The organism is uncultured Bacteroides sp. (genome assembly GCF_937912035.1).
GTDB lineage: Bacteria > Bacteroidota > Bacteroidia > Bacteroidales > Bacteroidaceae > Phocaeicola.
The window spans coordinates 447490-472991 of the sequence record NZ_CALDPF010000031.1 but is presented as its reverse complement, the minus strand read 5'-3'; the positions used below and the strand labels follow the sequence as shown (position 1 = coordinate 472991).

Annotated in this window: 11 protein-coding genes and 2 pseudogenes; 12 read left to right on the top strand and 1 reads right to left on the bottom strand. The window is 38.6% G+C overall.

The features are described from left to right. The first annotated feature begins 30 nt into the window (after positions 1 to 30). From Q0486_RS07630 to Q0486_RS07590, 9 genes and pseudogenes are all read left to right on the top strand, one after another. Entirely contained in the window at positions 31 to 2751 is a 2721-nt protein-coding gene (locus Q0486_RS07630) for a SusC/RagA family TonB-linked outer membrane protein (protein ID WP_299231750.1), read from the top strand. A gap of 12 nt (positions 2752 to 2763) precedes the next feature. Further along, positions 2764 to 4434: a RagB/SusD family nutrient uptake outer membrane protein gene (locus tag Q0486_RS07625; protein ID WP_299231747.1), complete on the top strand. Its 1671-nt coding sequence runs from the start codon at positions 2764 to 2766 to the stop codon at positions 4432 to 4434. Between the two features lie 75 nt (positions 4435 to 4509). Continuing rightward, positions 4510 to 5385, top strand: coding sequence for a glycoside hydrolase family 16 protein (locus tag Q0486_RS07620; protein ID WP_299231746.1), 876 nt, complete (start codon positions 4510 to 4512; stop codon positions 5383 to 5385). 154 nt (positions 5386 to 5539) lie between these two features. Beyond that, positions 5540 to 5813 (top strand): annotated as a pseudogene (locus Q0486_RS07615) (alpha-L-fucosidase); the annotation flags it as partial. A 225-nt stretch (positions 5814 to 6038) separates the two neighbouring features. After that, positions 6039 to 7340 (top strand): alpha-L-fucosidase, encoded by a 1302-nt coding sequence (locus Q0486_RS07610; protein ID WP_299231744.1) that lies wholly within the window; start codon positions 6039 to 6041, stop codon positions 7338 to 7340. Between the two features lie 126 nt (positions 7341 to 7466). Then, positions 7467 to 10595, top strand: a complete 3129-nt coding sequence (locus Q0486_RS07605) for a glycoside hydrolase family 2 TIM barrel-domain containing protein (protein WP_299231742.1) — start codon at positions 7467 to 7469, stop codon at positions 10593 to 10595. A gap of 305 nt (positions 10596 to 10900) precedes the next feature. Next, a complete protein-coding gene (locus tag Q0486_RS07600) occupies positions 10901 to 14764 on the top strand; it encodes a hybrid sensor histidine kinase/response regulator transcription factor (protein ID WP_299231740.1) in 3864 nt (1287 codons plus the stop codon). A 74-nt stretch (positions 14765 to 14838) separates the two neighbouring features. After that, positions 14839 to 16743 carry a heparinase II/III-family protein gene (locus Q0486_RS07595; RefSeq protein WP_299231738.1) on the top strand — a complete coding sequence of 635 codons (1905 nt, stop codon included), beginning with the start codon at positions 14839 to 14841 and terminating at the stop codon, positions 16741 to 16743. A gap of 12 nt (positions 16744 to 16755) precedes the next feature. Next, positions 16756 to 17240, top strand: a pseudogene (locus Q0486_RS07590) (glucuronyl hydrolase); the annotation flags it as partial. A gap of 101 nt (positions 17241 to 17341) precedes the next feature. Here Q0486_RS07590 and Q0486_RS07585 read toward each other — a convergent pair. Beyond that, the gene (locus Q0486_RS07585; RefSeq protein ID WP_299231736.1) at positions 17342 to 18505 is read right to left on the bottom strand and encodes an aldose epimerase family protein; all 1164 of its coding nucleotides are present in this window, start codon (positions 18503 to 18505) and stop codon (positions 17342 to 17344) included. A 277-nt stretch (positions 18506 to 18782) separates the two neighbouring features. Between Q0486_RS07585 and Q0486_RS07580 the strand changes: the two genes are divergently transcribed. The 3 genes from Q0486_RS07580 to Q0486_RS07570 are packed head-to-tail and all read left to right on the top strand — an operon-like array spanning position 18783 to position 25490. Further along, on the top strand, positions 18783 to 20777 hold the full coding sequence (locus tag Q0486_RS07580) for a beta-L-arabinofuranosidase domain-containing protein (RefSeq protein WP_299231837.1): 1995 nt from the start codon (positions 18783 to 18785) through the stop codon (positions 20775 to 20777). Positions 20778 to 20809: 32 nt separating this feature from the next. Beyond that, on the top strand, positions 20810 to 23128 hold the full coding sequence (locus Q0486_RS07575) for a trehalose hydrolase (RefSeq protein ID WP_299231734.1): 2319 nt from the start codon (positions 20810 to 20812) through the stop codon (positions 23126 to 23128). 55 nt (positions 23129 to 23183) lie between these two features. Next, positions 23184 to 25490 (top strand): family 20 glycosylhydrolase, encoded by a 2307-nt coding sequence (locus Q0486_RS07570; RefSeq protein ID WP_299231732.1) that lies wholly within the window; start codon positions 23184 to 23186, stop codon positions 25488 to 25490. Positions 25491 to 25502 lie beyond the last annotated feature (12 nt).

Genomic DNA, 25502 nt, shown 5'->3' with positions numbered 1-25502 from the left:
TTCTATGTGTTTTTTAAATTTAAAGATATAATGAAAACAAAATATTTACAGATAGTTTGGTGTTTATTAATTTCACCTACTATTGCTTTTGCACAAACAGAATTTAATGAAAGAGAGACTTCTGCTGTTTCAGTAATAAAGGCAGAAAATTTTGAAAAAGATGCGTCTCCAAATCCATATAATACATTGTATGGATTATTACCAGGTTTGTCTGTATTGCAACAAAGTGATTGGAATGCAAATTCAAATCTGTTTTTGCGTGGTAGACAATCTCCTTTGATCATTGTTGATGGATTCCCTCGTTCTTTGGATTTTCTTTCTACAGTAGAAATAGAAACTATAGAGGTTTTGAAGGATGGAGCAGCTACTGCTATTTGGGGCCCTCGAGGAGCTAATGGAGTTATTTTGGTAACTACCAAACGTGGAGAAAAAAACCAACGTAATATATCTATTAATTATAGTCATGGTATGGGTTATTTGATTAATCAGCCTGAAATGGTCGATGCTTATACTTATGCTAAGGCGCGTAATGAAGCATTGTATTATGATGGTCTTGATTTACAATATACTCAATCTGATTTAGATGCTTTCCGTAGTGGGAAATATCCGGAACTCTTTGCAAATACTAACTGGGTGAATGAAGCGTTGAGAAATCATACAGTGAATAATCAATTAGATTTTACTTTTTCAGGTGGTGGAAATAAGGTTCGATATTTTACAGCATTAACTTATAAAAATGATTTTGGTGTACTTAATCCTCAATATACAGAGACTGAACGTTATAATTCTCAGTATCGAAAGTATGAAATGAATCTACGTATGAATCTGGATATTGATTTGACACCTAGCACTTTAGTAAAATGGACTATGCTTGGTCGTTTGAAAGAAACAACTCAACCTAGAGGGTATGATTTTTCTTTGATATATAACACGCCTTCGGCTTCTTACCCAGTTAAGACTTCTACTGGAAATTGGGGAGGAGATTTGATTCATAAAAGTAATCCGATAGCAAGCTTCTCTGATTATGGTTATCATAAACAAAATCCTCGTGCTTTGTTGGCAGATTTACGTATTCTTCAGGATTTATCATCAGTAACTCCAGGGTTGTCTGCTGAACTTGCAATTGCATATGATAATTATGCTGTTTATATAGATGAGGGTGTTAAAACATATAGCTATGAGGTTAATACTCCTGTATTCAATGAAGCTACTCAGGAGTATGATAAACTAAATTCGCAGATATATGGTACAAATGGCGCTTTGAGTATTAATTGCTGGGGGATGAGTAACCAGTATGTATCAACTAATCTAGAAGGTAAAATTTTGTATAATCGCACATTTAATAGACATACTTTGGATATTGATGGTATTTACCGTTTGGAATATTATTCTGGACTTGGTCGAAATAATACTACTAAACGTTTGTATTATATTGGTAAAATAGGATGGGACTATGCTCAGAAATATATGGTTGATGCAGCTTTTTCGCATGTAGGAACAAGCAGGATTCAGAGTGGTAACAGGTATAATTTTTATCCTTCTGTATCAGCTGCATGGTTGGTTTCAAAAGAAAATTTTATGCAGGATATTTCTTTTGTTGATTTCTTAAAATTGCGTCTTTCATGGGGACAAGCTGGTAACGATGATATAGCTTATGATTTGGATAAGCATTATTGGAATGGATATGGTAATTATTTTTATGGTGATGGTAATATTTCAATGGGAGGAATTAAAGAAGGAACTCCAGCTATTGATAATCTTATTCTGGAACGTGTTAATAAGTTTAATGTAGGTATTGATTTGCAATTATTTAGAAAGCTTTCTTTAACTGCTGATGTTTATAAACATACATATGACAATACTTTGATTGATGTGTCAAATTTATACTCTTCAGTTTTTGGAAACTCAATACCTCTGCAGAATGAGGGTAAATCTGAATATAGAGGGTTTGAGTTGTCTGCAATGTGGAAAGATAAGATAGGAAAGCATTTTAATTATTATGTAGGAGCCAATGTCTCAAGGGTAAAAACAGAAGTCATTGAGAATGGTGAAGGATATAAAGAATATTCTTATATGTCCGGGAAAGGACTGCCTGTAGGTCAGATATTTGGTTACGAAGCAATAGGTTATTTTAAAGATCAGGAAGATATTGATGCATCTCCAATACAGCAGTTTTCTGCAGTCTCTCCAGGTGATATAAAATATAAAGATCAGAATAAAGACAATGTTATTGACTTTAGAGATGTTGTTGCTATAGGACATTCAGGCTCTATTCCTGAGTGGTATGGTGGTTTACAATTAGGATTGGAATATAAAGGTTTTGGAATAGACCTTTTGTTTCAAGGTGCAGCAGGTTTAAGTAGATATTTGAATGCTTCGAGTGTATATCAGCCATTACGTAATAATACAAATATTTCTAAATGGTATATGGAAGATAAGATTAGATGGACAGAGGAAACAAAAGATATTGCTAATATGCCACGACTATCAACTCTGGATAATGCAAATAATTATCAAACTAGTACACAATGGCTTGTAGATGGTAGCTATTTGAAATTACGTAATGTAAATATTTATTACAATTTGCCTAAAAAGTTGATAAAGCCTTTAAGAATGGAAAATTGCCAGATTTATTTACGTGGTAATAATCTATTCTCATTGGATCATGTACCTTATTTGAATTGTGAAAGTATGAGTGTTAATTATCCTGATATAGCGTCTGTCTATGCAGGTGTAAATATTAAGTTTTAATATTTGTTTGTTATGAGAATAAGTAAACTGTTTCTTTCAATATTTGCAGGTTGTTCATTTACAGCTTGTAGTTATTTAGATTTTGACGAGTCCATAGGACAGACAAAAGATGAAGTTTATTCTACGTTTGATAATATTCGTCAATTAGTGGCTGGAGTTTATTCATTTTTGCCACAAGATTTTGGAGTTATGGGTAATGCTCTTCGTGAATCAGCTTCAGATAATGCTATGTATGTATGGAATACAAGTAATGTATATAAGATTTATGAAGATAAATGGTCTCCCTCTGTTCTTGTCGATGATGTTTGGGGGACTATGTATACTGGAATTCAGGCGGCCAATTCCTATTTGGAAAATTATAATGAGGAATATCTGGAACGATTGTCTTTAAATGCAGATTACAAGGAACAGATTGAGAAGTTTAGGATGTATCCATTTGAGGTACGAGCATTACGTGCTTTCTACTATTTTGAACTAATTAAGCGTTATGGAGATGTACCATTAGTAACAGAGACTTTACAACTGGATGATGTCAATAATTTACATAAGACTTCATTTTCTGAAATAGTTGATTTCTTGGTTCGTGAGTGCGACGAAATAGCCCCTGAATTACCAATTAATCAAAATGATTTCTTTTTGGAAACCGGACGTGTCACCAGAGGAATGGTAATGGCTCTAAAATCAAGAATCTTGTTGTATGCCGCTAGTCCATTGCATAACGAAACCGGAAACAGAGAAATTTGGAAAGCTGCAGCAGAAGCTGCTTATGACCTTATAGAGACGGGATGGTATAGCCTGCCTAATATTGATAGTGATCCAATTTATAGTGTGAATGGAGGAAATGAAATTTTGAAATCCTCACAATTGATATTCGAACGTCGTAATGGTGACAGTAACTATTTTGAACAGTTGAATTTGCCTATTGGTTTTGAAGGTGGAAATAGTGGTAATGTACCTACACAAAATTTGGTAGATGCTTATGAAATGAAATCTGGAGAACCGTTTGATTGGGATAATCCTGACCATGTAAAACACATTTACGTAGATGAAAATGGAAATCAGACCAGAGATCCTCGTTTTTATAAAACTATTGTCTATAATGGTGCAACATTAATGAATACTGTAGTAGAGACTTTTGATGGTGGAAAAAATGGATTACCTTTGGTTGGTGCAACAACAACAGGATATTATCTGAGGAAATATGTTAATGAAACAGTTTCTTTGTCTCCTGAAAATCCAATAAGTAAGCCGCATCATTATATTTTGTTTAGATATGCGGAGGTTTTATTGAATTATGCTGAGGCTATGCATGAATGGCAGGAAGGAAATAATCCTGATTATAAAGATAGTGATTTCCCTTTGTCCGCAAGAGAAGCTCTTAATATTGTTCGTACTGCTGCTAATATGCCTGCTATAAATGAAACAGGTGCAGATTTTACAAAACGTCTTCGTAATGAAAGACGCGTTGAATTAGCTTTTGAAGATCACCGTTTCTGGGATATTCGCCGTTGGAAAATTGGAGACACAGTAGAAGACATTTATGGAGTACAAATATCAAAGTCGGGAACATATACTAAGATTAATGTACAAAATCGTATATGGGATGATAAAATGTATCTGTATCCAATCTCTCAGCAAGAGGTTTATAAAAATTCCAATTTAGTTCAAAATGAAGGATGGTAATATAAACATGATGTTAGGGCTGTTTAAATTAATTGAAAACAGTTTGGCATTTAATGATAAAAAAAATAAGAAGAAATGAAATATTTTAATTATGCTTTATTATTTGTTTTTTTTATAAATGTATCTTGTGGCTCATATGATATACATATTCCTGATAATGAAAAAGAAGAATCTGTAGAGGAAGGAACAGAGTATGAATTGGTGTGGGCTGAAGAATTCGATTATGAAGGTCTGCCTGATCCATATTGTTGGGGATATGAACAAGGATATGCCCGAAATAATGAGTTACAGGACTATCGAGTAAAAGATCAGAGATATTCACGAGTTGAAGATGGCAAACTTATAATAGAAGCAGCTAAAGATGATCATTGGGGAACACATAAATGGACTGGTGAACCGTATCACTTTTTATATTCCTCAGCGGAATTACATTATATGGGTGATGTTAAATTCCATTATGGAAGATTGGATATCTCAGCCAAGATTCCTATAGGAAAAGGTATTTGGCCAGCTATTTGGATGTTGCCTGTAGATGAAAAATATGGTGGGTGGCCTCATAGTGGAGAAATTGATATAATGGAATATGTTTGGGGAGATAATCCCGGTCACAATGAGATATTTGCTACAGTTCATACTACAGATACCAATGTAAACGGAAATACAATCCCTTCTGGAACTGTAACATCCGAAACATTGGATACAGAGTTCCATCTATATTCTCTTGTTTGGGAAAAGACTTATCTTCAGATATTATTTGATAATAAGGTAATATTTAATTATGAACGAAAACAAAAAGGTTCAACACCTGAAACATGGCCTTTTGATCAGCCGTTCTTTTTGATTTTGAACATTGCTGTAGGTGGCGATTGGGGAGGTGTATGGGGAATTGATGAATCTATTTTCCCTGTCAGAATGGAGATTGATTATGTGAGATATTACCAAAAAAAGTAGTATTGATTTAAATTGAATTTATAACTTTTTTTAAGTATCTTCTCAAATTTAAATATTTGTGAAATATTTAATTATAGTTGTATTACTTTTATATGTTTGCAGTTGTAAATAGGTGCCAGATTTATTACAACTGCAAACATTTTTTATCAATTAATTGGATTGTGAGTAATGGGTTGAAGCGCTTAAGGATGGAAGTTTTAAAATGGCAATCATCATATCCAAGCATCATGACGGTTTTGTCTTTGGCCTATCAAGCGACTAAACATTCCGTTGCTTCATCCAGTTGGAAAGGAGGAAAAGGTTATGTGGTGCTTGAATTGCGTGTCGCCTGCTCCAAATATGGTATAAAATTCGGAGTATATCTTTCTTCATGGGATAGAAAAGTTCTATGCTACGGTGATTCTCCTGCATGCAACAAATATCCTATTCCGTATTATGAATGTCTCGGAAAGAGCATAAAGGCTAATTATATAAAGCTTGTGCCTTTGCGTGAGATTTACTCTAAAAATAAAACAAGTGTAGGAGAAATAGGTATTTTACTATAGATTTTAGAATAATATAAAAAAGGAATGATGTTGAAAATTTATTTGTATACAATAGCACTTTTATCAATATTTACTTCCTGTTCTAACTCCAAGAATAAGGAAGTTTCAATGGTAGTCCCTAATGAGCGTCAGTTGGAGTGGGCTGATGCAGAGATTGGTGTACTGATTCATTTCGATATGCCAACTTTCCATAAGGATTATTCGTGGCGTAACTGGGGGACACATCCTGATGCCTCTACTTTTAATCCTACTGAATTGAATACAGACCAATGGCTGGAAACTGCTCAGAAATTGGGGGCAAAATATGCAGTCCTTGTAGCTAAACATTGCAGTGGTTTCAGCCTTTGGCCTACAGAAGCACATGAATATAGTGTAAAGAATTCTCCTTGGAAGAATGGAGAAGGAGATATAGTAGGTGATTTTGTGGCTTCGTGTAGGAAATATGGTATAAAACCGGGAATATATGCTAGTATAACCGCCAATGGTTATTTATACGTAGACAACCCTGGCTATGTACAGGAAGGAAGTCCGGTTAGTCAGGAAGAGTATAACAATATTGTGACCAAACAGCTTACAGAACTATGGAGTAATTATGGTGAATTGTTTGAAATCTGGTTTGACGGTGGTGTACTCAGCAAGAAACAGGGTGGAGCTGATGTACTTTCTTTGGTACAGAAACTTCAACCTAATGCTATTGCATTCCAAGGGCCTTATGGTCATCCAAATCTGGTGAGATGGGTTGGTAATGAGGAAGGGGTTGCTCCTTATCCTTGTTGGGCTACATGTGATTCTACAACGAATGCTGACGGATCCCGTGTCATACAGGGACTTAATGGAGATGCTAAAGCTCGCTTTTGGTGTCCGGGAGAATCTGACTTTACATTGCGTTGGAACAGTTCCTATCAGGGTGGATGGTTCTGGACTGCAGGACAGGACAGTATGATGTTTACAATATCTCAGCTTCTTACAAAATACGAAACCAGTGTTGGACGTAACACTAACATGCTGTTGGGACTTGTGATTGATGACCGTGGCCTGGTACCTGATGCAGATGTTGAACGCATTGAAGAACTTGGTAGGGAAATTGAGCGTCAGTATGGTTCCCCAATGATACGTACTAAGGGAGTTGGCAATGAACTTAAGCTTATGTTTGAAAAAGAAGCAAGTGTAGATAGAGTTATTATTCAAGAGGATATTTCAAAAGGTGAACGAATATTGGCATATAAACTTGAGGGCTTTAAATCTGATAAATGGATAGTATTGGATGAAGGTTCATGTGTTGGACATAAGCATATAGCCAGATTTGATCCTCAATCATTGGAAGCTATAAGGATTGTAGTTACAGAATCAAAGGCTGAACCACAGATAAGTAATTTTGCAGTGTTTGAAACACTGGATACCAATCTATAAGTGATTGTGTAGCAAAGTTCAGTCAATTATAAAGTTAATGATTGACAATATAAGTAACATAATGATGGAATAGTTCAAATAATCGGAAAATCATATCATTTTGAAATTAAATCAAGTAAAGTTATCATGAGAAAACTATTGTTATTCAGCAGCATCTTTGCCGGTGCAGTCTCGGCAGGTGCTCAGAGTTTTACGGAATGGCAGAACCCCAATGTAAATGAAATCAACCGTGCTCCTATGCATGCCAATTTTTTTGCATACGAGAATGGCGAGGCCGCAACAAAGGCTGTAAAGGAACAATCTGAAAACTTCATGTCGATGAACGGTGCATGGAAATTCTTCTGGGTGGAGAATGCCGACCAGCGTCCTACCGACTTCTTCCGCGTGGGATATAACGACAAGGGCTGGAATGATATGCAGGTTCCTGCCGTATGGGAGCTTAACGGATATGGCGACCCTATATACGTGAACGTGGGTTACGCATGGAGAAACCAGTACAAGAACAATCCTCCTTATGTACCTGTAGAGAAGAACCATGTGGGTTCTTACAGACGCGAGTTCGTAATTCCTGCCGACTGGAGCGGTAAGGACATCATTGCCCACTTCGGTTCCGTTACATCGAACATGTATCTTTGGGTAAACGGCAAGTTCGTAGGCTACAGCGAAGACAGCAAGCTGGAAGCAGAGTTCGACATCACAAAATACCTCAAACCGGGACAGAAGAACCTTATCGCATTCCAGGTGTTCCGCTGGTGCGACGGTAGCTATCTTGAAGACCAGGACTTTTTCCGCTACAGCGGTGTGGGACGTGACTGCTATCTCTATACACGCAACAAGAAACGCATAGATGACATCCGTGTGACTCCTGACCTTGACAGTTTGTACAAGAACGGTTCTCTCGCTGTTGAGCTCAACCTTAAGGGCAGCAATAGCGTGAAACTCGAATTGCTTGATGCTGTAAACAATGTAGTGGTGACAAAAGATGTAAAAGGCTCAGGCAACGTCAGTGCTACAATCAGCGTGGAAAACCCTAACAAATGGACAGCAGAAACTCCATATCTCTACACACTCAGAGCATCTGTAAACAACGGTGGAAAGACATCTGAAGTTGTTCCTGTGAAAGTCGGTTTCAGAAAGATCGAGCTCAAGAATGCGCAGATTCTCGTAAACGGCCAACCTGTACTGTTCAAGGGTGCAAACCGTCATGAAATGGACCCTGACGAAGGATACGTGGTTTCACGCGAACGCATGATTCAGGATATCCAGATAATGAAGAAATTCAATATCAACGCAGTCCGTACATGCCATTATCCGGACGATGCATTCTGGTATGAACTCTGCGACAAATACGGTATCTATATGGTGGCAGAAGCAAATGTAGAATCACACGGAATGGGATATGGCGAAACAACTCTTGCAAAGAACAAGGGATATGCCAAGGCTCACATGGAACGCAATGTCCGTAACGTTCAGCGCAACTTCAACCATCCGAGCATCATCTTCTGGTCATTGGGTAACGAAGCAGGACATGGCCCAAACTTTGAGGTTGCATACGACTGGATAAAGGCAGAAGACCCTAGTCGTGCCGTACAGTATGAACAGGCCATACAATATCAGCGAAGTGAACAGAACGGCAAGACTGACATATTCTGTCCTATGTATTATAGCTATAAGGATTGTGAGGATTATGCTAAAAATGATAAATCCAATAAACCTCTTATCCAGTGCGAATATGCCCATGCCATGGGTAACTCTCAGGGTGGATTCAAGGAATACTGGGATCTGGTACGCAAGTATCCTAAATTCCAGGGAGGATTCATCTGGGATTTCGTAGACCAGTCATGCCGCTGGACAGGCAAGGAAGGAAAGATAATCTACGGCTACGGAGGAGACTTCAACCGTTTCGATGCAAGTGACAACAACTTCTGCAACAACGGTCTTATCAGCCCTGACCGCGTTCCTAATCCACACATGTACGAAGTAGGCTACTTCTATCAGAACATCTGGACAGAAGCCGGAGACCTGAAGAACGGCGAGATAAAGATCTACAACGAGAACTTCTTCCGCGACCTTTCGGCATACTATATGCAGTGGGAAGTAATGAAGGACGGTAAAGTTATCCGTAGCGGTATTATGGACAAACTTGATGTCAAGCCTCAGCAGACAGCTACAGTGAAACTTGACCTTGGCAAGATCTGCGATTGCGGAGAATGGCTGCTTAACGTGAAATATATCCAGAGAAACAGCGAAAGCCTAGTACCGGCCGGTCATGTAGTGGCTAAGTCTCAGATTGCACTGAACGACTACAAGGCACCTTCTATGGAGCTGAAGAATGTAGCATTCGCCAACGAACAGATTGTTGCACCAGAAACAAATGATGACAATGTAAACTGCCTGGAAGTAACAGGCGAAAACTTCAATATCCAGTTCAACAAGCAGAACGGATATATGGACAGCTACACTGTTAACGGAACACAGATGATAAAGGAAGGAGCGCAGCTCACTCCAAACTTCTGGCGTGCCCCTACAGACAATGACTACGGAGCAGGCCTGCAGGACAGATATGCAGTATGGAAGAACCCTGAAATCAAACTTCTGTCACTCAAACATGAAGCTGCAAACGATCAGGTTACAGTTTCTGCCGAATATGAAATAAAGAGCGTTTCTGCAAAACTGTATCTGAACTATACAATCAACAACAAGGGTGCCGTTAAAGTAAACCAGAAGATGGTTGCCGCACAGGATGCAAAAGTTTCGGATATGTTCCGTTTCGGTATGCAGATGGTAATGCCTAAATCTTTCGAAAACATTTCATACTATGGAAGAGGACCTGTTGAAAACTATATAGACAGAAATCATAGCACAGACCTCGGTATCTACAACCAGACAGTAACTGAACAGTTCTATTCATACATCAGACCTCAGGAAAACGGTAACAAGACCGACATCCGCTGGTGGCAGATGCTGAACGATGAAGGTAAGGGACTTGAATTTGTATCCGAGGCTCCATTCTCTGCATCTGCACTACACTACACAATGGAATCACTTGATGACGGAGTACAGAAAGACCAGCGTCACTCTCAGGAAGTGGAAGAGGCTGACCTTACAAATCTGCTTATTGACAAGGTTCAGCAGGGACTTGCCTGTGAAAACAGTTGGGGTGCAATTCCTCGCAAGGAATACAGAATCCCTTACGGTGACTATGAATTCACATTCATAATGACTCCAATCACTGGAAAAGCCATAATGAAGTAAAGTCTACAGAAAAACAGGAACATTTCTGACCTTTTCTTAATTGGAAGAATTATGTATACAGGCATCTTGTCAGATGTATATGTAAGAATACAAATTGAGATTGGTTAGTAACAAGTTGACGAACAGAAAAAAGGAGTTTACCTATGTTTCGTCAACTTGTTTTTTTATATTGGCAGAATATTGCAACTTTTTGGAATGTTAGTACTAAAACAGGATTGGATAATCCGTTTATTTTGTGACTGGAATTTATAAATTATTACATACAGAGTAAGACAACATTATTATTTTCAAAATTCGGATAATCCATGAAAACATTATTCTTGATTTTCATTTGTTTTTTTTCATCATTGAGTTTATCGGGAAAAACTATAAACAAGCCTGCATATTTCAGGTACTATTTTGATAAGCTAAATTTGCCTCAAACCACAATCCTGCAGATAGAACAAGATGCTAAAGGATATTTATGGCTGGCTACCGGACATGGAGTTTACAGGTTTGATGGAAACCAGGCTGTTTCTTTGGCTGAAATAGTACCGGGAAATGATGAAATACTTAAACAATATACTCCTTGGATTATGGTTGACGATAATGCCGGACTTTTGTGGATGAGTACAGGGTATGTGTTTGAGTTTAAGACAGGCTTGCTAAGAAAGAATGAAATATCAAGTGAGAAAATGCAGAATGCCCCTCTTGTTGATGTCCAGGGTAACTTGTGGCTCAGTTTTCTTGACAGGTATGTAAAATACAATAAAGGCTATAGTGACTGTTCTGTCTTGGAAGCGTCTGTTGGGATTGGTTTTACAAAATCCGAACATTATGTTTGGGGAGTATCCAATTCTAATTTCATTTATCGTATGACTGTAGGGGAAGGGAATATTTCGAGTACACAGTATAACCTGAATATATGGGGAATACATAATGTTACAAAGCTGTGTGCCGTTAATGATGAACTGTTGCTGATAGGAACCAAATATTCCGGAGCATGGCTGTTTGATGTAGTAAACCAGAAAGCCAGAAAAATATTTCATGAAAACTATATCCGTGACATAATGCCTTATTCTGCTTCTGTATACTGGATTGCAACAGAAAATGGTATTTACATTTATGATATAATATCAGATACAACAGAACACTGGACTAAAGATCCATATAATATGTTCAGCCTTAAAGACCATGCCATTTATTCTGTATATAAGGACAGGGAAGGAGGTATATGGTGTGGAAGCTACTTCAGAGGACTTTCATATGTACCCAATGGTCTGTGTCATTTCAACTCTTTCAAGCCTTGCAGCCTTTATCCGGATTTGAAAGGGACTGTATATCGTGAGTTCTGTCAGGACAAGGATGGAAATCTCTGGATTGGAACGGAGGATGGCGGATTGAACTGTTATACAAAGAAAGATGACAGATTCGTAAATTATTCGAAAATCAACGGATTGGGTTCCAATAACATTCACGGGCTTTTTCTGGATGGTGATGAATTGTGGTGTGGAAGTTTTGATAATGGTATCGAGATATTTGATATCAGAAAGCGTAAGGTGGTACGCTCTTATAAAGCCGGAGACGGTGTGTCAAAGCTAGTTTCAGATTTTGTTTTCTCTATTATCCGTAAAAGAGACGGTAAGATATGGATAGGTACTGACAGAGGTATACAGCAGTTTGATGATGCTTCCGGGAGTTTTGAAAATGTCTATCCTGATATAACTATATGTAAATCTCTTTTTCAAGACAGTAATGGTACAGTCTGGTGTGCTTCCAACGATACACTGTATTCTATAACCGAAGACGGGAAACTGGGTGAATATTATTTCTGCAGTAAATCTGTACAGTCTGTTATGGAGACAACTGATAATGAAATATGGTCTGCTACATCTGAAGGGATAGCACATTATGACAAGGCAAAGAATGATTTTGTTTTTTATTCATTATCGGATTTGAGCGATCCTACAAATTATGCATATAGTATAGTAGAGGACGGACAAGGCTTTTTCTGGATATCTACAGCGCATGGACTGGTACGTTTCAATCCTTCCACAGGTTCTTCTTATGTGTTTACTACGTTGGAAGGATTGCCGGAGAACCGATTTAATGTTAGTTCGTCATTTATTGATGACGAAGGACTGGTGTATTTGGGAACTATAGATGGTTTCACATCGTTTGATCCTACATTGCTTCTGCCCAGTAAAATCGTTCCACGTTTGGGCCTTACTAAAATGACATGTTCTGGAGTAAACAATGAGCGTGTAATCTACAACCTGACAGACAGTGTCTTTAATATTGACTATACTGAAAACAATATTAAATTCGAGTTGAGTTCGTTTACATACACTGCTCCGGATGCATTGCGTTACCGTTATCGTCTGGACCCATTGGACAAGAGCTGGCATGTCCAGCAAGGGTATGCTCCTGTAACATATCTGAGCCTGCCTTCAGGAAAATATAAGCTCCGTTTCCAGATAACGGACTACAATGGAATATGGGTACCTGACGAAGTATGTTATACCATTAATATAATACCGCCTTTTTATGCTTCATGGTATGCAAAACTGTTTTATGTAATATTTATTTGTGCGTTTGTTATGTTTGTATTAAAGTTATGGTACAAACGAATGAAGGAAAAACAGCTTATACATATTCAGGAAGTAAAGGATGCAACAGAGAAAGAGATATATCATACCAAAATTAACTTCTTTACAACCATTGTACATGAAATTCGTACACCTCTTACCTTGATAAAGGCTCCTTTGGATAAGGAACTTGAAAAGAACAGGAGTGAAAATCTGTTGCTGGTAGAGAAAAATGTGGACCGTTTACAGAATCTGTGCACTCAGTTGCTTGATTTCAGGAAGATGGAGTCTGACCAGTTGCAACTGAATTTTGTAAAGACTAACCTGCCTGATATGCTTAAAGGTATATTGTATAGATTTTCTGCACAAATACTGGACAATGGAATGGTTTGTGAAGATAATCTGGACAGTATTGTTCTGGAAGCTCCTGTTGACAGGGAGGCTTTTACAAAGATTGTAAGTAATCTATTGAACAATGCAGTGAAATATGGAAGCAAATATATCAAGGTGGAACTGACATCTGATAAGGATAATCTCTATTTTTCTGTCTACAATGATGGGGAAAGGATAACGGAATCAGACCGCAGTAAAATCTTTAATATGTTCTATCGTACTGATAGTGTGGGAAATGCTACCGGCAACGGGATAGGCCTGTCTTTTTGCCGTTCATTGGCCGAGATGCATAACGGAAAGCTCGAACTGGTTGATGATAATGATTATACTCACTTCAGACTTACTCTTCCATTGAAACAGGAAGTTGTATTTTCCATAGAATCGTTGTCGGATGAATCTACTGAAGATGAGGTTGGAAATGTGGATATTCCAGTAAATGGAGAAGTGACCATATTGGTCGTAGAAGACGAGCCTGAGCTTCGTGCTTTCTTGAAAGACTCGCTGTCGGAAACATATCGTGTACTGACTGCAAGCAATGGCGCTCAAGCGATGGACATAATAGAAAAGACTTCAGTGTCTTTAGTAGTAACGGATATTATGATGCCTAAAATGGATGGATGTGAACTGTGTAGAGCGATAAAGAACCGTATTGATTTCTGTGGAATTCCTGTTGTTATGCTTACTTCGAAGAATACTGTGGAGTCCAGACTTGACGGGTATATGGCTGGTGCTGAGGAATATATAGAGAAACCTTTCTCAATGAAATATCTTTCTGCAAGAATTGCAATTATATTGGAGAAAAAGAAAAAGGAAGCAGAAACCCATTACAATTCACAGACCACAATAAACATAGACCGTCTGGTTGATAATAGCGATAGGGTGCTGATAGAGAAATTCAGGTCTATTGTGGAAGAAAACCTGACCAATGACAAACTTGATATACCTTTCCTTTGCGAGAAGTTAGGTATGAGCCAGTCAACATTCTTTCGTAAACTTAAGTCGGTACTTAATGTCTCTCCCAATGACTATATACGTATAGCCAGACTTGAACATGCTGCGAAAATCTTACTGGAGAACGATAAAATGAGAATCAGGGATGTGGCTTATGAACTGGGTTTCTCCACTCCTAGTTATTTTACACGCTGCTTTATACAGCATTACGGAATGACTCCTAAAGAATATATGTTATCGAAAAAGGAAGAAGTTTAAAACCGGATAATCGGGATTATAATCAATTTTATTCTTTATTTAGTGTAATATTCATAAACCGAAAACTATATATAATGAAAACAAAAGGTATCTTATCATTTATTGTTTTTTTAATTATTTCATGTACAAGCATTAGAGCTTATACTGAAAGAAATATTCTTGAGAAAAGTGTTAATGTCGAGAATCTGAAGAACATTCTGGTACTGGATAGGAAATGGGTAAAATATCCTTCATACAATGACAGGACCGGATGTGATAAGTTTTTTGGAGGATATAGGGACGAAGTTATAAAGAACGGGGAGAAGCTACTCAATTATGAGTGGAAGGTGGTGAAAGCCACTGACTATATAGAATTTGAAAGAAGCGGTAACAGGCAGATTATGGAGAAACCTTTTGATGACAATAATTATGCCATCGTACAACTGCTGCTTGCAGAGCTGGCCGAAGGTAAAGGCCGGTTTACAGACCAGCTTATAAACGGGGTTTTTCATACATGTGAAATGACTTCATGGACTCTGTCTGCACACCTTGTAAGGCAACCGTCATACAGATCGTTGCCTAGCGATCAATATCAGGAGATTGACCTTACAGCAGGCGATCTTGGAGCCATGCTTTCATGGGTATACTATTTCATGCATGAGGAGTTTGACAAGATTGATCCTGAAATATCCAGACGTCTTTATCGTGAACTTGACAGAAGGATAATGACTCCATATCTTGAAAATGACAGTTATTGGTGGCTTGCATTGGACTATAATGGACAGATGGTGAACAACTGGAATCCTTGGTGTAACAGCAATTGTCTTATGACTTTCATGCTCCTAGAGAATGATACAGACAGACTGGCCAAGGCTGTATACAGAAGCATGCAGTCTGTAGACAAGTTCCTGAATTACGTACACTATGATGGTGCCTGTGAAGAAGGACCGTCATACTGGGGACATGCTTCTGGAAAATCATTCGACTATCTTGAACTTCTGGGCTGCATTACCGGAGGAAAGATTTCTCTTTTCGATAACGAACAGATAAAGGCTATGGGGGAATATATAGCAAAAAGTTACGTAGGAAACGGATGGGTAGTGAATTTTGCAGATGCTTCTGCAAAAGGGGGCGGTGATCCTTACCTTATATACAGATACGGAAAGGCAGTGGGAAGTGATATGATGAAACAGTTTGCTGCAATGCTTTACAATGACGTGAAAATATCTTTCAAAAGCCGTGATATCTATCGCTTGCTGGAGGCTATGAGAGTCATTGGGGAGCTTTCAGGATTTAAGGAGGAATACGGGGGAGAGGACTTTACATGGTATCCTGAAACAGAGTTCTGCTATCTGAAAAACAAAAGGACATTTCTTGCTGCAAAAGGAGGATATAATGATGAAAGCCACAACCATAATGACGCAGGTACTTTTTCTTTATGGGTTGACAATACGCCCATTATGATTGATGCAGGTGTAGGGACATATACAAGACAGACATTCAGCAGTGAAAGGTATACAATATGGACTATGCAAAGCAACTATCATAACCTGCCAATGATAAACGGTGTTCCTCAAAAGTATGGAAGAAACTACAAAGCTACTGATGTAAAAGTTTCAGGAAACAGTTTCTCGGCAAACATTGCAACGGCATATCCTGAAGAAGCAAAAGTGAAGGAATGGATCCGTTCTTATTCGGTGAAAGGAAATGGACTTGTGATAAAGGACAGATTCGAACTTTCAGAAGCAAAAGGGGAGAACGTAATCAATTTCCTCACGTGGGGTAACATAACAATATATGATGATAGTGTATTGATTGAAGTGAATGGAGTAAAGGCACAGCTGAGGTTTGACAATGACAAATTCTCTGTAAAGAAAGAAACAATAGAGCTTACAGACAAGAGACTGTCAGACGTATGGGGAAGCAGAATTTTCAGACTGAGCTTCACTGCAAAAAATAAAGTAGTTAAAGACTGCTATACATTCAATATCAAGTATTGACACATAAGAATATTGTCGGACGGTAATGTCAGACATCGCCATACGGCACAGGGATATTCACATGAATCTGCATGGTCGCGTGGACAGGCGTGGGCCATATATGGATATTCAATGTCTTACAGATATACCTCCGACAGAAAATATCTTGATCAGGCAATCAGGACTTTCAACTTCATGAAAAATCATATCAGGATGCCGGAAGATTATATTCCATACTGGGATATGGATGCTCCGAATATTCCAAATGAACCGAGAGATGTTTCTTCTGTTGCTGTCATAGCTTCTGCACTTTATGAGATGAGTACTTATGATGTTCCTGAAGCTCAATCTTTCAAGGATTATGCAGACAGGATTATGGAAAGCCTTTCAAGTGACGGTTACACTGCGAAGCTTGGAGAAAACGGTAGGTTTATCCTGATGCACTCGGTAGGAAGTATACCTCATAATGCAGAAGTGGACAAACCTCTTAATTAGACTGCTACTATCTGGAAGCCTAGAAACGGAAAAATATGTAGGGATATGTATTGTCAAGGTCTATGCTGGTGTTATTTATTTTCCCCAGTATAGACCTTACTTTAATTTTATCATTCCAGTGATATTATTTTGGGCTGTCTGCCACATAGAATCTGAATATAACCGTATGTGTATATGTTTCTCTAGGATAGAGGATTGTATTAGGGAAGTTGTTATGGTTTGGAGAATCCGGAAAATGCTGTGTTTCCAGTGCCAGTCCGCTGTATCTTCTGTGTAGGTCGCCTCTTTTTCCTATATCTGTCCCGTTTATGCATCCACCGCTATAGAACTGTAGTCCAGGCTGGTCTGTAATTATATCCATAGATATACCGTTGGAAGGTTCATGAAGTGTTGCTACGCGTACTGTTTCTTTCTCTTTCTTGTCAAGTACGAAGTTTATATCGTATCCTCCTCCTCCGAATTTCATCATGTCGTTGCCGTCCTCGCTTGTCCTTTCACCTATCTGTTTCGGGGTCCTGAAATCGGCAGGTGTATTCTCTACTTCTGCTATCTCTCCGGTAGGTATCAGTACGCTGTCTGTAGGTGTGTAATATGATGCATCAACCTGCAGATAATGGGTGTTTGTGCTTTTTGACGTGGTTCCATGCAGATTGAAGTATGGGTGTATTGTGGGATTGTAAGGAGTCGGCTTGTCTGTAGTAGCCATGTAGTCAATCTGAAGGGCATTGTCACTTCTAAGCGTATATTTGACATTTGTCATAATGTTTCCAGGATAACCGTCTTCTCCGTCAGGCGAAAGATATGAAAGGATCAGACATTCCTCACCTTTTCCGTTTTTCATGGTCTTTCCTTCCCACATCTTGTTCCAGAATCCTTCTTTACCTCCATGCAGATGGTTTGGACCGTTGTTTATGCTGAGCTGGTATATTGAGTCGTTTATTGAGAACCTTCCTTTGGATATTCTGTTTCCATATCTTCCAACCAGTGGTCCTCCATATACGTCTTCTGCATTAAGATAATCCTTTATACTTTCAAATCCCCATACCACATCTGTAGCCTTGCCATCCTTGTCGGGAACTACAATGCTTACTATACGTCCTCCATAGTTTGTTATTTGTACAGCCATGTGGGAGTTCCTCAATGTGTAGAGACTGTTTTTCTTCCCGTTTATAATTGTGTCGAATTTTGTTTCGTCCATCAGCATTCCTGTTATATCTGAAGAACTTGTCTTGTTGTTGCATGCACATAATGCACAGAAAATTGGTACTAGATAAAAACATGTTTTCATAATTCAATTATTTTTAATGATATAAGGCAAAAATATTTATTCGTTAAAACAATCTCTTTCACATTGTTTTCAAAGTAATGGTAATATAATTCTGAAATTGGTAAAATGTGTACCATAAGGCTTATAGAGGGGTAAATGATTGTATTTTGATAGTATTGGAAAGGAAAATGACAGAATATCACTGGAACGCATTTTATATTTGTATCAGAGAATAATATACAAATGAAACTATATTTTGATAAACATGAAAAATACAAGTATTTTATGCGGAGCCTTTATGTTATTGGCAGGAGCATGTTCTTCCGGATTGACTGAAGAAGTATGCATGGTAGACAGGATCCCGACTGAAGAAATCAATTCCAATTATGTAAGTAATAAGAAACCATTGCTCCCTCAGCAATTCATAAAGTTGCCGTCAGGAAGCATTAAGCCGGGTGGGTGGCTGCTTACTCAGTTACAGCTTCAAAAGGACGGTTTGAATGGACATTTGGGAGAAATCAGTGCCTGGCTCCAGAAGGAGGACAATGCCTGGTTGACAGCAGGTGGTAAATGGGGGTGGGAGGAAGTCCCTTACTGGCTTCGAGGATATGCCGGTCTGGCCTATCTTATGGAAGACGAAAAGATGATGGATGAGGCGAAGGTATGGATTGAAGCTATTCTGAAAAGCCAGCGTGAGGACGGGAACTTCGGACCTTACACAGAAGTGAACGGCTCTCAGGATTTCTGGCCCAATATGATTGCCTTGTGGATTCTGCAATCATATTATGAATATACCAATGATGTTCGTGTCATTGATTTCATGACTCGCTATTTCCATTTCCAATTGAATGTTCCTGACGAACATTTCCTGAAAAGCTATTGGGAAAACAGTCGCGGTGGTGATAATCTGTGGAGTGTAGTATGGCTATATAACCGTACGGGAGACTCTAAACTGCTGGAATTGGCTGACAAGATTCATAGAAATACTGCAGACTGGACAAAATCAACAGAATTGCCAAACTGGCATAATGTCAATGTGGCACAAGGATGTCGTGAACCGGCAACTTATTACTTGTTTAATGGTGACAGGAGATTTCTGGAGGCCAGTTATAATGTGCAGAGTCTTGTGAGAAGAACTTTCGGACAGGTACCGGGTGGAATGTTCGGTGCCGATGAGAATGCGCGAATGGGGTTTTTCGATCCAAGACAGGGTACTGAAACTTGTGGCTTTGCAGAACAGATGGCTTCAGACGAAATAATGTTACTGATAACCGGTGATCCGTATTGGGCAGAAAACTGTGAAGATATTGCGTTCAACAGCTATCCGGCAGCTTTCATGCCTGACTATAAGTCTCTAAGATATATTACATCCCCAAATATGGTGATTAGTGATAGTGAAAACCATAAACCGGGTATTGACAATGCCGGTCCATTCCTTGCAATGAATCCATTTAGCAGCCGTTGTTGCCAGCATAATCACGGCTTTGCCTGGCCTTATTATACTGAACATCTTATGTTGGCAACACCAGATAACGGAGCGGCCGCAGTATTGTTCAATACATGTGAAGCTCATATGAAGGTGGCTGAAGGCAAGGAAATTGTCATCAGAGAAAAGACGGACTATCCGTTTGACACCAGAATCAGTTTTACTGTTGATACAAATGATGAGTCAGTAAAGTTCCCGTTTTATATACGAATACCTAAATGGACGAAGAATGCTACATGTGAGGTGAATGGACAGGAGTTTGTGGTGGAACCGGAATCAGGCAGTTACCTTTGTATAGAGCGTGAATGGAAAGATGGGAACACTGTAGTAATGAACTTTCCTATGGAAATATCTTACCGTACATGGCAGGTTAACAAGAACAGTGTAAGTGTAGATTATGGACCTTTGACTTTGTCTCTTCGTATAGCTGAGAAATATGTTGAGAAGAACAGTACTGAAACAGCTATTTGGGACTCTCAATGGCAAAAGGGTGCAGATGCTTCATTATGGCCGTCATATGAAATATATCCTGACAGTCCATGGAATTATGCATTACAGGTGGAAAGTGTAAAACTGAAAGAACGCAAACCATTGAAACATGATGTGAATCCTTTTACTCAAGATAATGTACCTCTTGTATTTGAAGCCTGTGGAAGACTTGTTCCTGACTGGAAAGTTGACGAGTACAAACTATGTGGAGTGTTGCCTTATGAAAATGTTATGAAGTCAGAGGAAGTGGAGAAGCTGGAACTTGTTCCTATGGGAGCAGCAAGACTTCGTATATCGTCTTTCCCTACTTGTGAATAAAAACTCTATATGAATATTCAACTAATTTTGTAATGAAAAAAAGTGTAATTATTTCAGCTTTTATAATTTGTGCAGATTGTATTGGATGTCAGACATTATCAGATAATATTCTTGATAAATCTGCCTTATTTGTTCCTGCTTATGAGGGAGTTTGGAACTCGCCTCCTAAGCATACTCCTAACGGTAAAGTTCCAGACGGAGCTATAAATGGGAATGGTGATATTGGTTTTGTTCTAGGAGGAGATGCCGAAGAGTCTGTTTTTTATCTATCTAAGAATGATTTCTGGAAGGCAAAGAATGGTTATCCGGACGGTGGAGTGTGTTATGTAGGACAGTTATATATTAAGGCTTCTGACATGAAGGATGCTACCTATGAAGTTCGACAATTGATGTCAGAAGGTGTTGTGAAAACCCGTTATACTCGTAATGACGGTTCTTCATTATGTATGAAAGCATGGTGTGCCGCTACAAAAAATATAGTAGTAATAGAACTGGAAGCAATAAAAGGCAGAGTGGATTTGAGCTACTCTTTTTCTCTTGCTGAAGGAATGAACTCACAAAACAGTTCCGGTGAAGATAAAGGTGTTAGCTGGTTTACACGTAAGTTTGAAGGACAAGATTTAGAGTGGCCTTCTGCTGTAGCTGTAGCTCTTTCGTCAACAGAAGGTAAAGATGCAAACCTTTCTCTCGAAGCTGGTGAAAAAACAACATTAATATTGTCACTATACTCAAATCATGATAACTCAGATTATATACAGAAGGCTGTTGAGATGACTGCTGATCTCAAAAAAGAAGGAATATCCGGTTTGTTTGAGCAGCACAAGAAATGGTGGACAGACTTTTGGCAGGCATCAAAGGTCGAGTTGAACGATTCATTGCTGGAAAAATATTACTATGGATCTCATTACCTATTGGCTTGTTGTAGCAGGGATAAAGATTTTGCTCCAGGGTTATGGGGGACATCTCTTACCATGGATGCTACAGCCAATGGTTGGGCAGGAGACTATCATACCAATTATAACTATATGGCACCATGGTGGGGTGTATATTCTTCCAATCATGTGGAATTATCAGAACCTTATGATCAGCCAATACTGGACTATATGCCTAAAGCCAGAGAACACGCAAAGAGTCTATTAGATAATGATGGTGTTTACTATCCTGTAGGTATTGGTCCGAAAGGATTCTGTTCAAGTATGTTCCCTCTAACTTCTGAGGCTATGATGAAACAGTATGGTACTCCTGACAATGACATTGAAGGTGGATATATGTTTCTGGGACAAAAGAGTAATGCAGCCTTTTGTGCAACTAATATGTTCATGCGTTTTTATCATACTTATGACAGAAACTATGCGCAGATGGTATATCCTTTTATCCGTGAGGTTGCAGATTTTTGGGAAGATTATCTTGTCTTTGAAAATGACAGATACGTAATTTATAATGACAATTTCTGGGAAGTTGGTCCATGGGAAGGTAAAGATTATAAACGCAACTATGGAGATATTAATCCTACAATTTCCCTTGGTTTGTGTCGTATGTTGTTTAAGGGTATTATAGATATGAGTTCGTTCCTTCAAACAGATCGGGATAAGGTTGAGAAATGGAATCATATATTGACTCATTTAAGTGCAATACCTACTGTTGAAATAGATGGAAAGATTCGTATTAAGGCATGCGAGGGAGGTAATGGCTCCGGCAGTAGGACTGCTCCAGGATTTGGACGTGTGATGATGCACGGGTTATTATTCCCCTCGGGAACTTGTGGTGTAATTACAGATTCTGCTTTTGCCCGTATATTGCGTGAAGAGATTTATCGTTGGGACACTGATACCATCCCATATAATGGTCCTCGAGATGCCCGTTGGGATAATCTTGGTAATGGTATAGAAACTTATTTTACTTCAGCTGCCAGAGTAGGATATGATGGTGAACGTTTGCTTGACGAGTTGAAGAAGCGAGTTAAGAAAACGGCTTTACCAAATCTTTGGATACCGCAAGATGGTGGTGGAATAGAATCTCTCAGTGCTGTTCCTTCTTGTATTAATGAAATGTTGTTACAGGGGTATGAAGGGGTTATTAGAGTGTTTCCTGTATGGCCTAAAGAGATGGAAGCTAGTTTCAAAACATTGCGAACTCATGGAGCTTTTCTTGTTTCTGCAAGTTGTAAAGCTGGAAATGTGGAATATGTTTTGATTAAAAGCGAGCAGGGACGTCCTTGTAACATCCAGAATCCTTGGCCCGGAAAAACTTGTTTTGTATATTATGAAGATGGTAGAATATTAAGTTTAAAAGACGAGTTTTTTGAGATTCCCTTATCGAAAGGTGAACAAGTACGGCTTATGAATAGATAATAAATTAGATACGATGTTGATATTAATAGTTTGTTTGAAAATTTAATACATGTTTATGAGAAAATATTACAAAGGTTTGGTTATAGGACTTGGCATTATCGGATCAGGTTTTTTAAGTGCATGTAATGGCATATCTGTAGAGCATGATAATATATCCATTATTCCTCTTCCTTACAATATGGTTGTGGAAAAAGATGAGTTCGTTATCACGGAGAAATCTACAATTGGGGTTTCTGACAAATCTCTTATTCCTGCAGCAGAATATCTGGTTGATATCCTGAACAAATCAACAGGATATAAGCTGGTAATAAGGGAAGGTAAAGGGGACATAAACCTTTCTCTTTCTATTTCAAAAGAAAGTGATGGATATAGACTGGTTTCAACAAGCGATGAAGTTACTATTTCAGGAAATTCATATGCTGGTGTAATTTATGGAATTGCTACATTGAGACAGCTTTTACCTTATCAGATTGAAAGTAAGAAAGTGGTTGAAGATATTGACTGGACTATTCCAACAGTGAATATTGATGATACTCCACGGTTTCAATGGAGAGGACTTATGCTTGATGTTTCTCGCCATTTCTATGACATAGATGAAGTAAAGGAGCTTCTGGATCTTATGGCACTTTATAAGATGAACAAGTTCCATTGGCATCTTACTGATGACCAGGACTGGCGTATTGAGATTAAGAAATATCCTATGCTTACGAAAAAAGGTGCATGGAGGAAATATAATTCACATGACAAGACCTGCATGAGTCTGGCCAGACAGAATGACAATACAGATTATCTTATTCCGGAAGAAAAGACTATTATAATGGATGGAGATACTTTATATGGAGGATTCTATACCCAGAATGACATAAAGGATATTGTATCGTATGCTCAGGTTAGGGGAATAGATGTAATACCGGAAATTGATATGCCGGGCCACATGCTTGCAGCTGTGAGCAATTATGATGGAGTATCATGTTTCAAGACCACAGGTTGGGGACAAACTTTCTCTTCACCGGTATGCCCTGGAAAAGATTCTGCCCTGGAATTCTGCAAAAATGTATACAGTGAAATAATCCCTCTATTCCCATATAAGTATATACACATCGGAGGTGATGAAGTAGAGAAGACAAACTGGAAAAAATGTCCTGACTGCCAGAAACGTATAAGGGAAAACAATCTGAAGTCGGAGGAAGAGTTGCAGTCATGGTTTATTCATGAGATGGAGGCATTCTTCAATTCTAAAGGAAAAGAGATGATAGGATGGGATGAGATACTTGAAGGTGGACTTTCAAAGACTGCAACTGTTATGTGGTGGCGCTCATGGGTAAAGGATGCTCCTGAAAAGACCACCTCGCAGGGAAATAACATCATATTTACCCCAAATTCACATTTCTATCTGGACTATCAGCAGGACAAGAAAACTTTGTCTAATATTTATAATTATGACCCTGCTGCAGAATTCACGGACAAGCCTGAACTTGTTAATCAGGTATTGGGTGTGCAAGGAAACATATGGTGTGAATGGATTCCTTCCAGAGAGCGTATGCAATATATGGTAGTTCCCCGTATGCAGGCTATAGCTGAGGTGGGATGGAGTAATCCTGAACATAAGGACTGGAATGGATTCATAGACAGACTTACTGATCACTTTGAACGTCTTGACGAGATGAATGTAAACTATCGCATTCCAGACCTTGAAGGTTTCTATGACTCGAATGTATTTGTAGGTGAGGCAAATGTAGATGTTACTTGCATAGATCCTAATGCACAGATACATTATACCACTGATGGAAGTATCCCTACATTGGAATCTCCAAAGTATGACGGTAACCTGAAGATTACAGACAATACAGATCTTGTTTTCCGAACTTTCCGTCCTGATGGCAAGCCATGCGATGTATTCAAGACCAGGTTCATTAAAGGTGAATTTTCTCCTGCTGCATCCATCACCCCATCAAATAAAGGGCTAAAGGCTGTTTGGTATAATTTCGCAGGAGACAAGTGTTCTGACATTGATAAAGCCGAAAGAAATGGCGAATACTCCATTGCCGATGTATCTATACCTGAGGGTGTAAATGGAAGAATAGGCCTTGTTATAAATGGATTCATAAATATTCCTGCTGATGGAATATATACTTTTGCCCTTACATCAGACGATGGCAGTACATTGGTCATAGATGGTGACAAGGTTGTGGACAATGATGGTCCCCACAGTCCTCGTGAGGTTGTAGGCCAGAAGGCCATGTCCAAGGGATACCATCCTATAGAGTTGAGATATTTCGACAGTAATGGTGGAGTACTGAAAATGGAAGTGAGAGATGGAGAAGGGAATGTACTGCCAGTTTCTGATTTATATGCTTATTAACCTGAATAGAAT

Coding starts and splice junctions, on each gene's coding strand:
- Q0486_RS07630 (WP_299231750.1), top strand. CDS start 31: ATGAAAACAAAATATTTACAGATAGTTTGGTGTTTATTAATTTCACCT.
- Q0486_RS07625 (WP_299231747.1), top strand. CDS start 2,764: ATGAGAATAAGTAAACTGTTTCTTTCAATATTTGCAGGTTGTTCATTT.
- Q0486_RS07620 (WP_299231746.1), top strand. CDS start 4,510: ATGAAATATTTTAATTATGCTTTATTATTTGTTTTTTTTATAAATGTA.
- Q0486_RS07610 (WP_299231744.1), top strand. CDS start 6,039: ATGGTAGTCCCTAATGAGCGTCAGTTGGAGTGGGCTGATGCAGAGATT.
- Q0486_RS07605 (WP_299231742.1), top strand. CDS start 7,467: ATGAGAAAACTATTGTTATTCAGCAGCATCTTTGCCGGTGCAGTCTCG.
- Q0486_RS07600 (WP_299231740.1), top strand. CDS start 10,901: ATGAAAACATTATTCTTGATTTTCATTTGTTTTTTTTCATCATTGAGT.
- Q0486_RS07595 (WP_299231738.1), top strand. CDS start 14,839: ATGAAAACAAAAGGTATCTTATCATTTATTGTTTTTTTAATTATTTCA.
- Q0486_RS07585 (WP_299231736.1), bottom strand. CDS start 18,505: ATGAAAACATGTTTTTATCTAGTACCAATTTTCTGTGCATTATGTGCA.
- Q0486_RS07580 (WP_299231837.1), top strand. CDS start 18,783: ATGTTATTGGCAGGAGCATGTTCTTCCGGATTGACTGAAGAAGTATGC.
- Q0486_RS07575 (WP_299231734.1), top strand. CDS start 20,810: ATGAAAAAAAGTGTAATTATTTCAGCTTTTATAATTTGTGCAGATTGT.
- Q0486_RS07570 (WP_299231732.1), top strand. CDS start 23,184: ATGAGAAAATATTACAAAGGTTTGGTTATAGGACTTGGCATTATCGGA.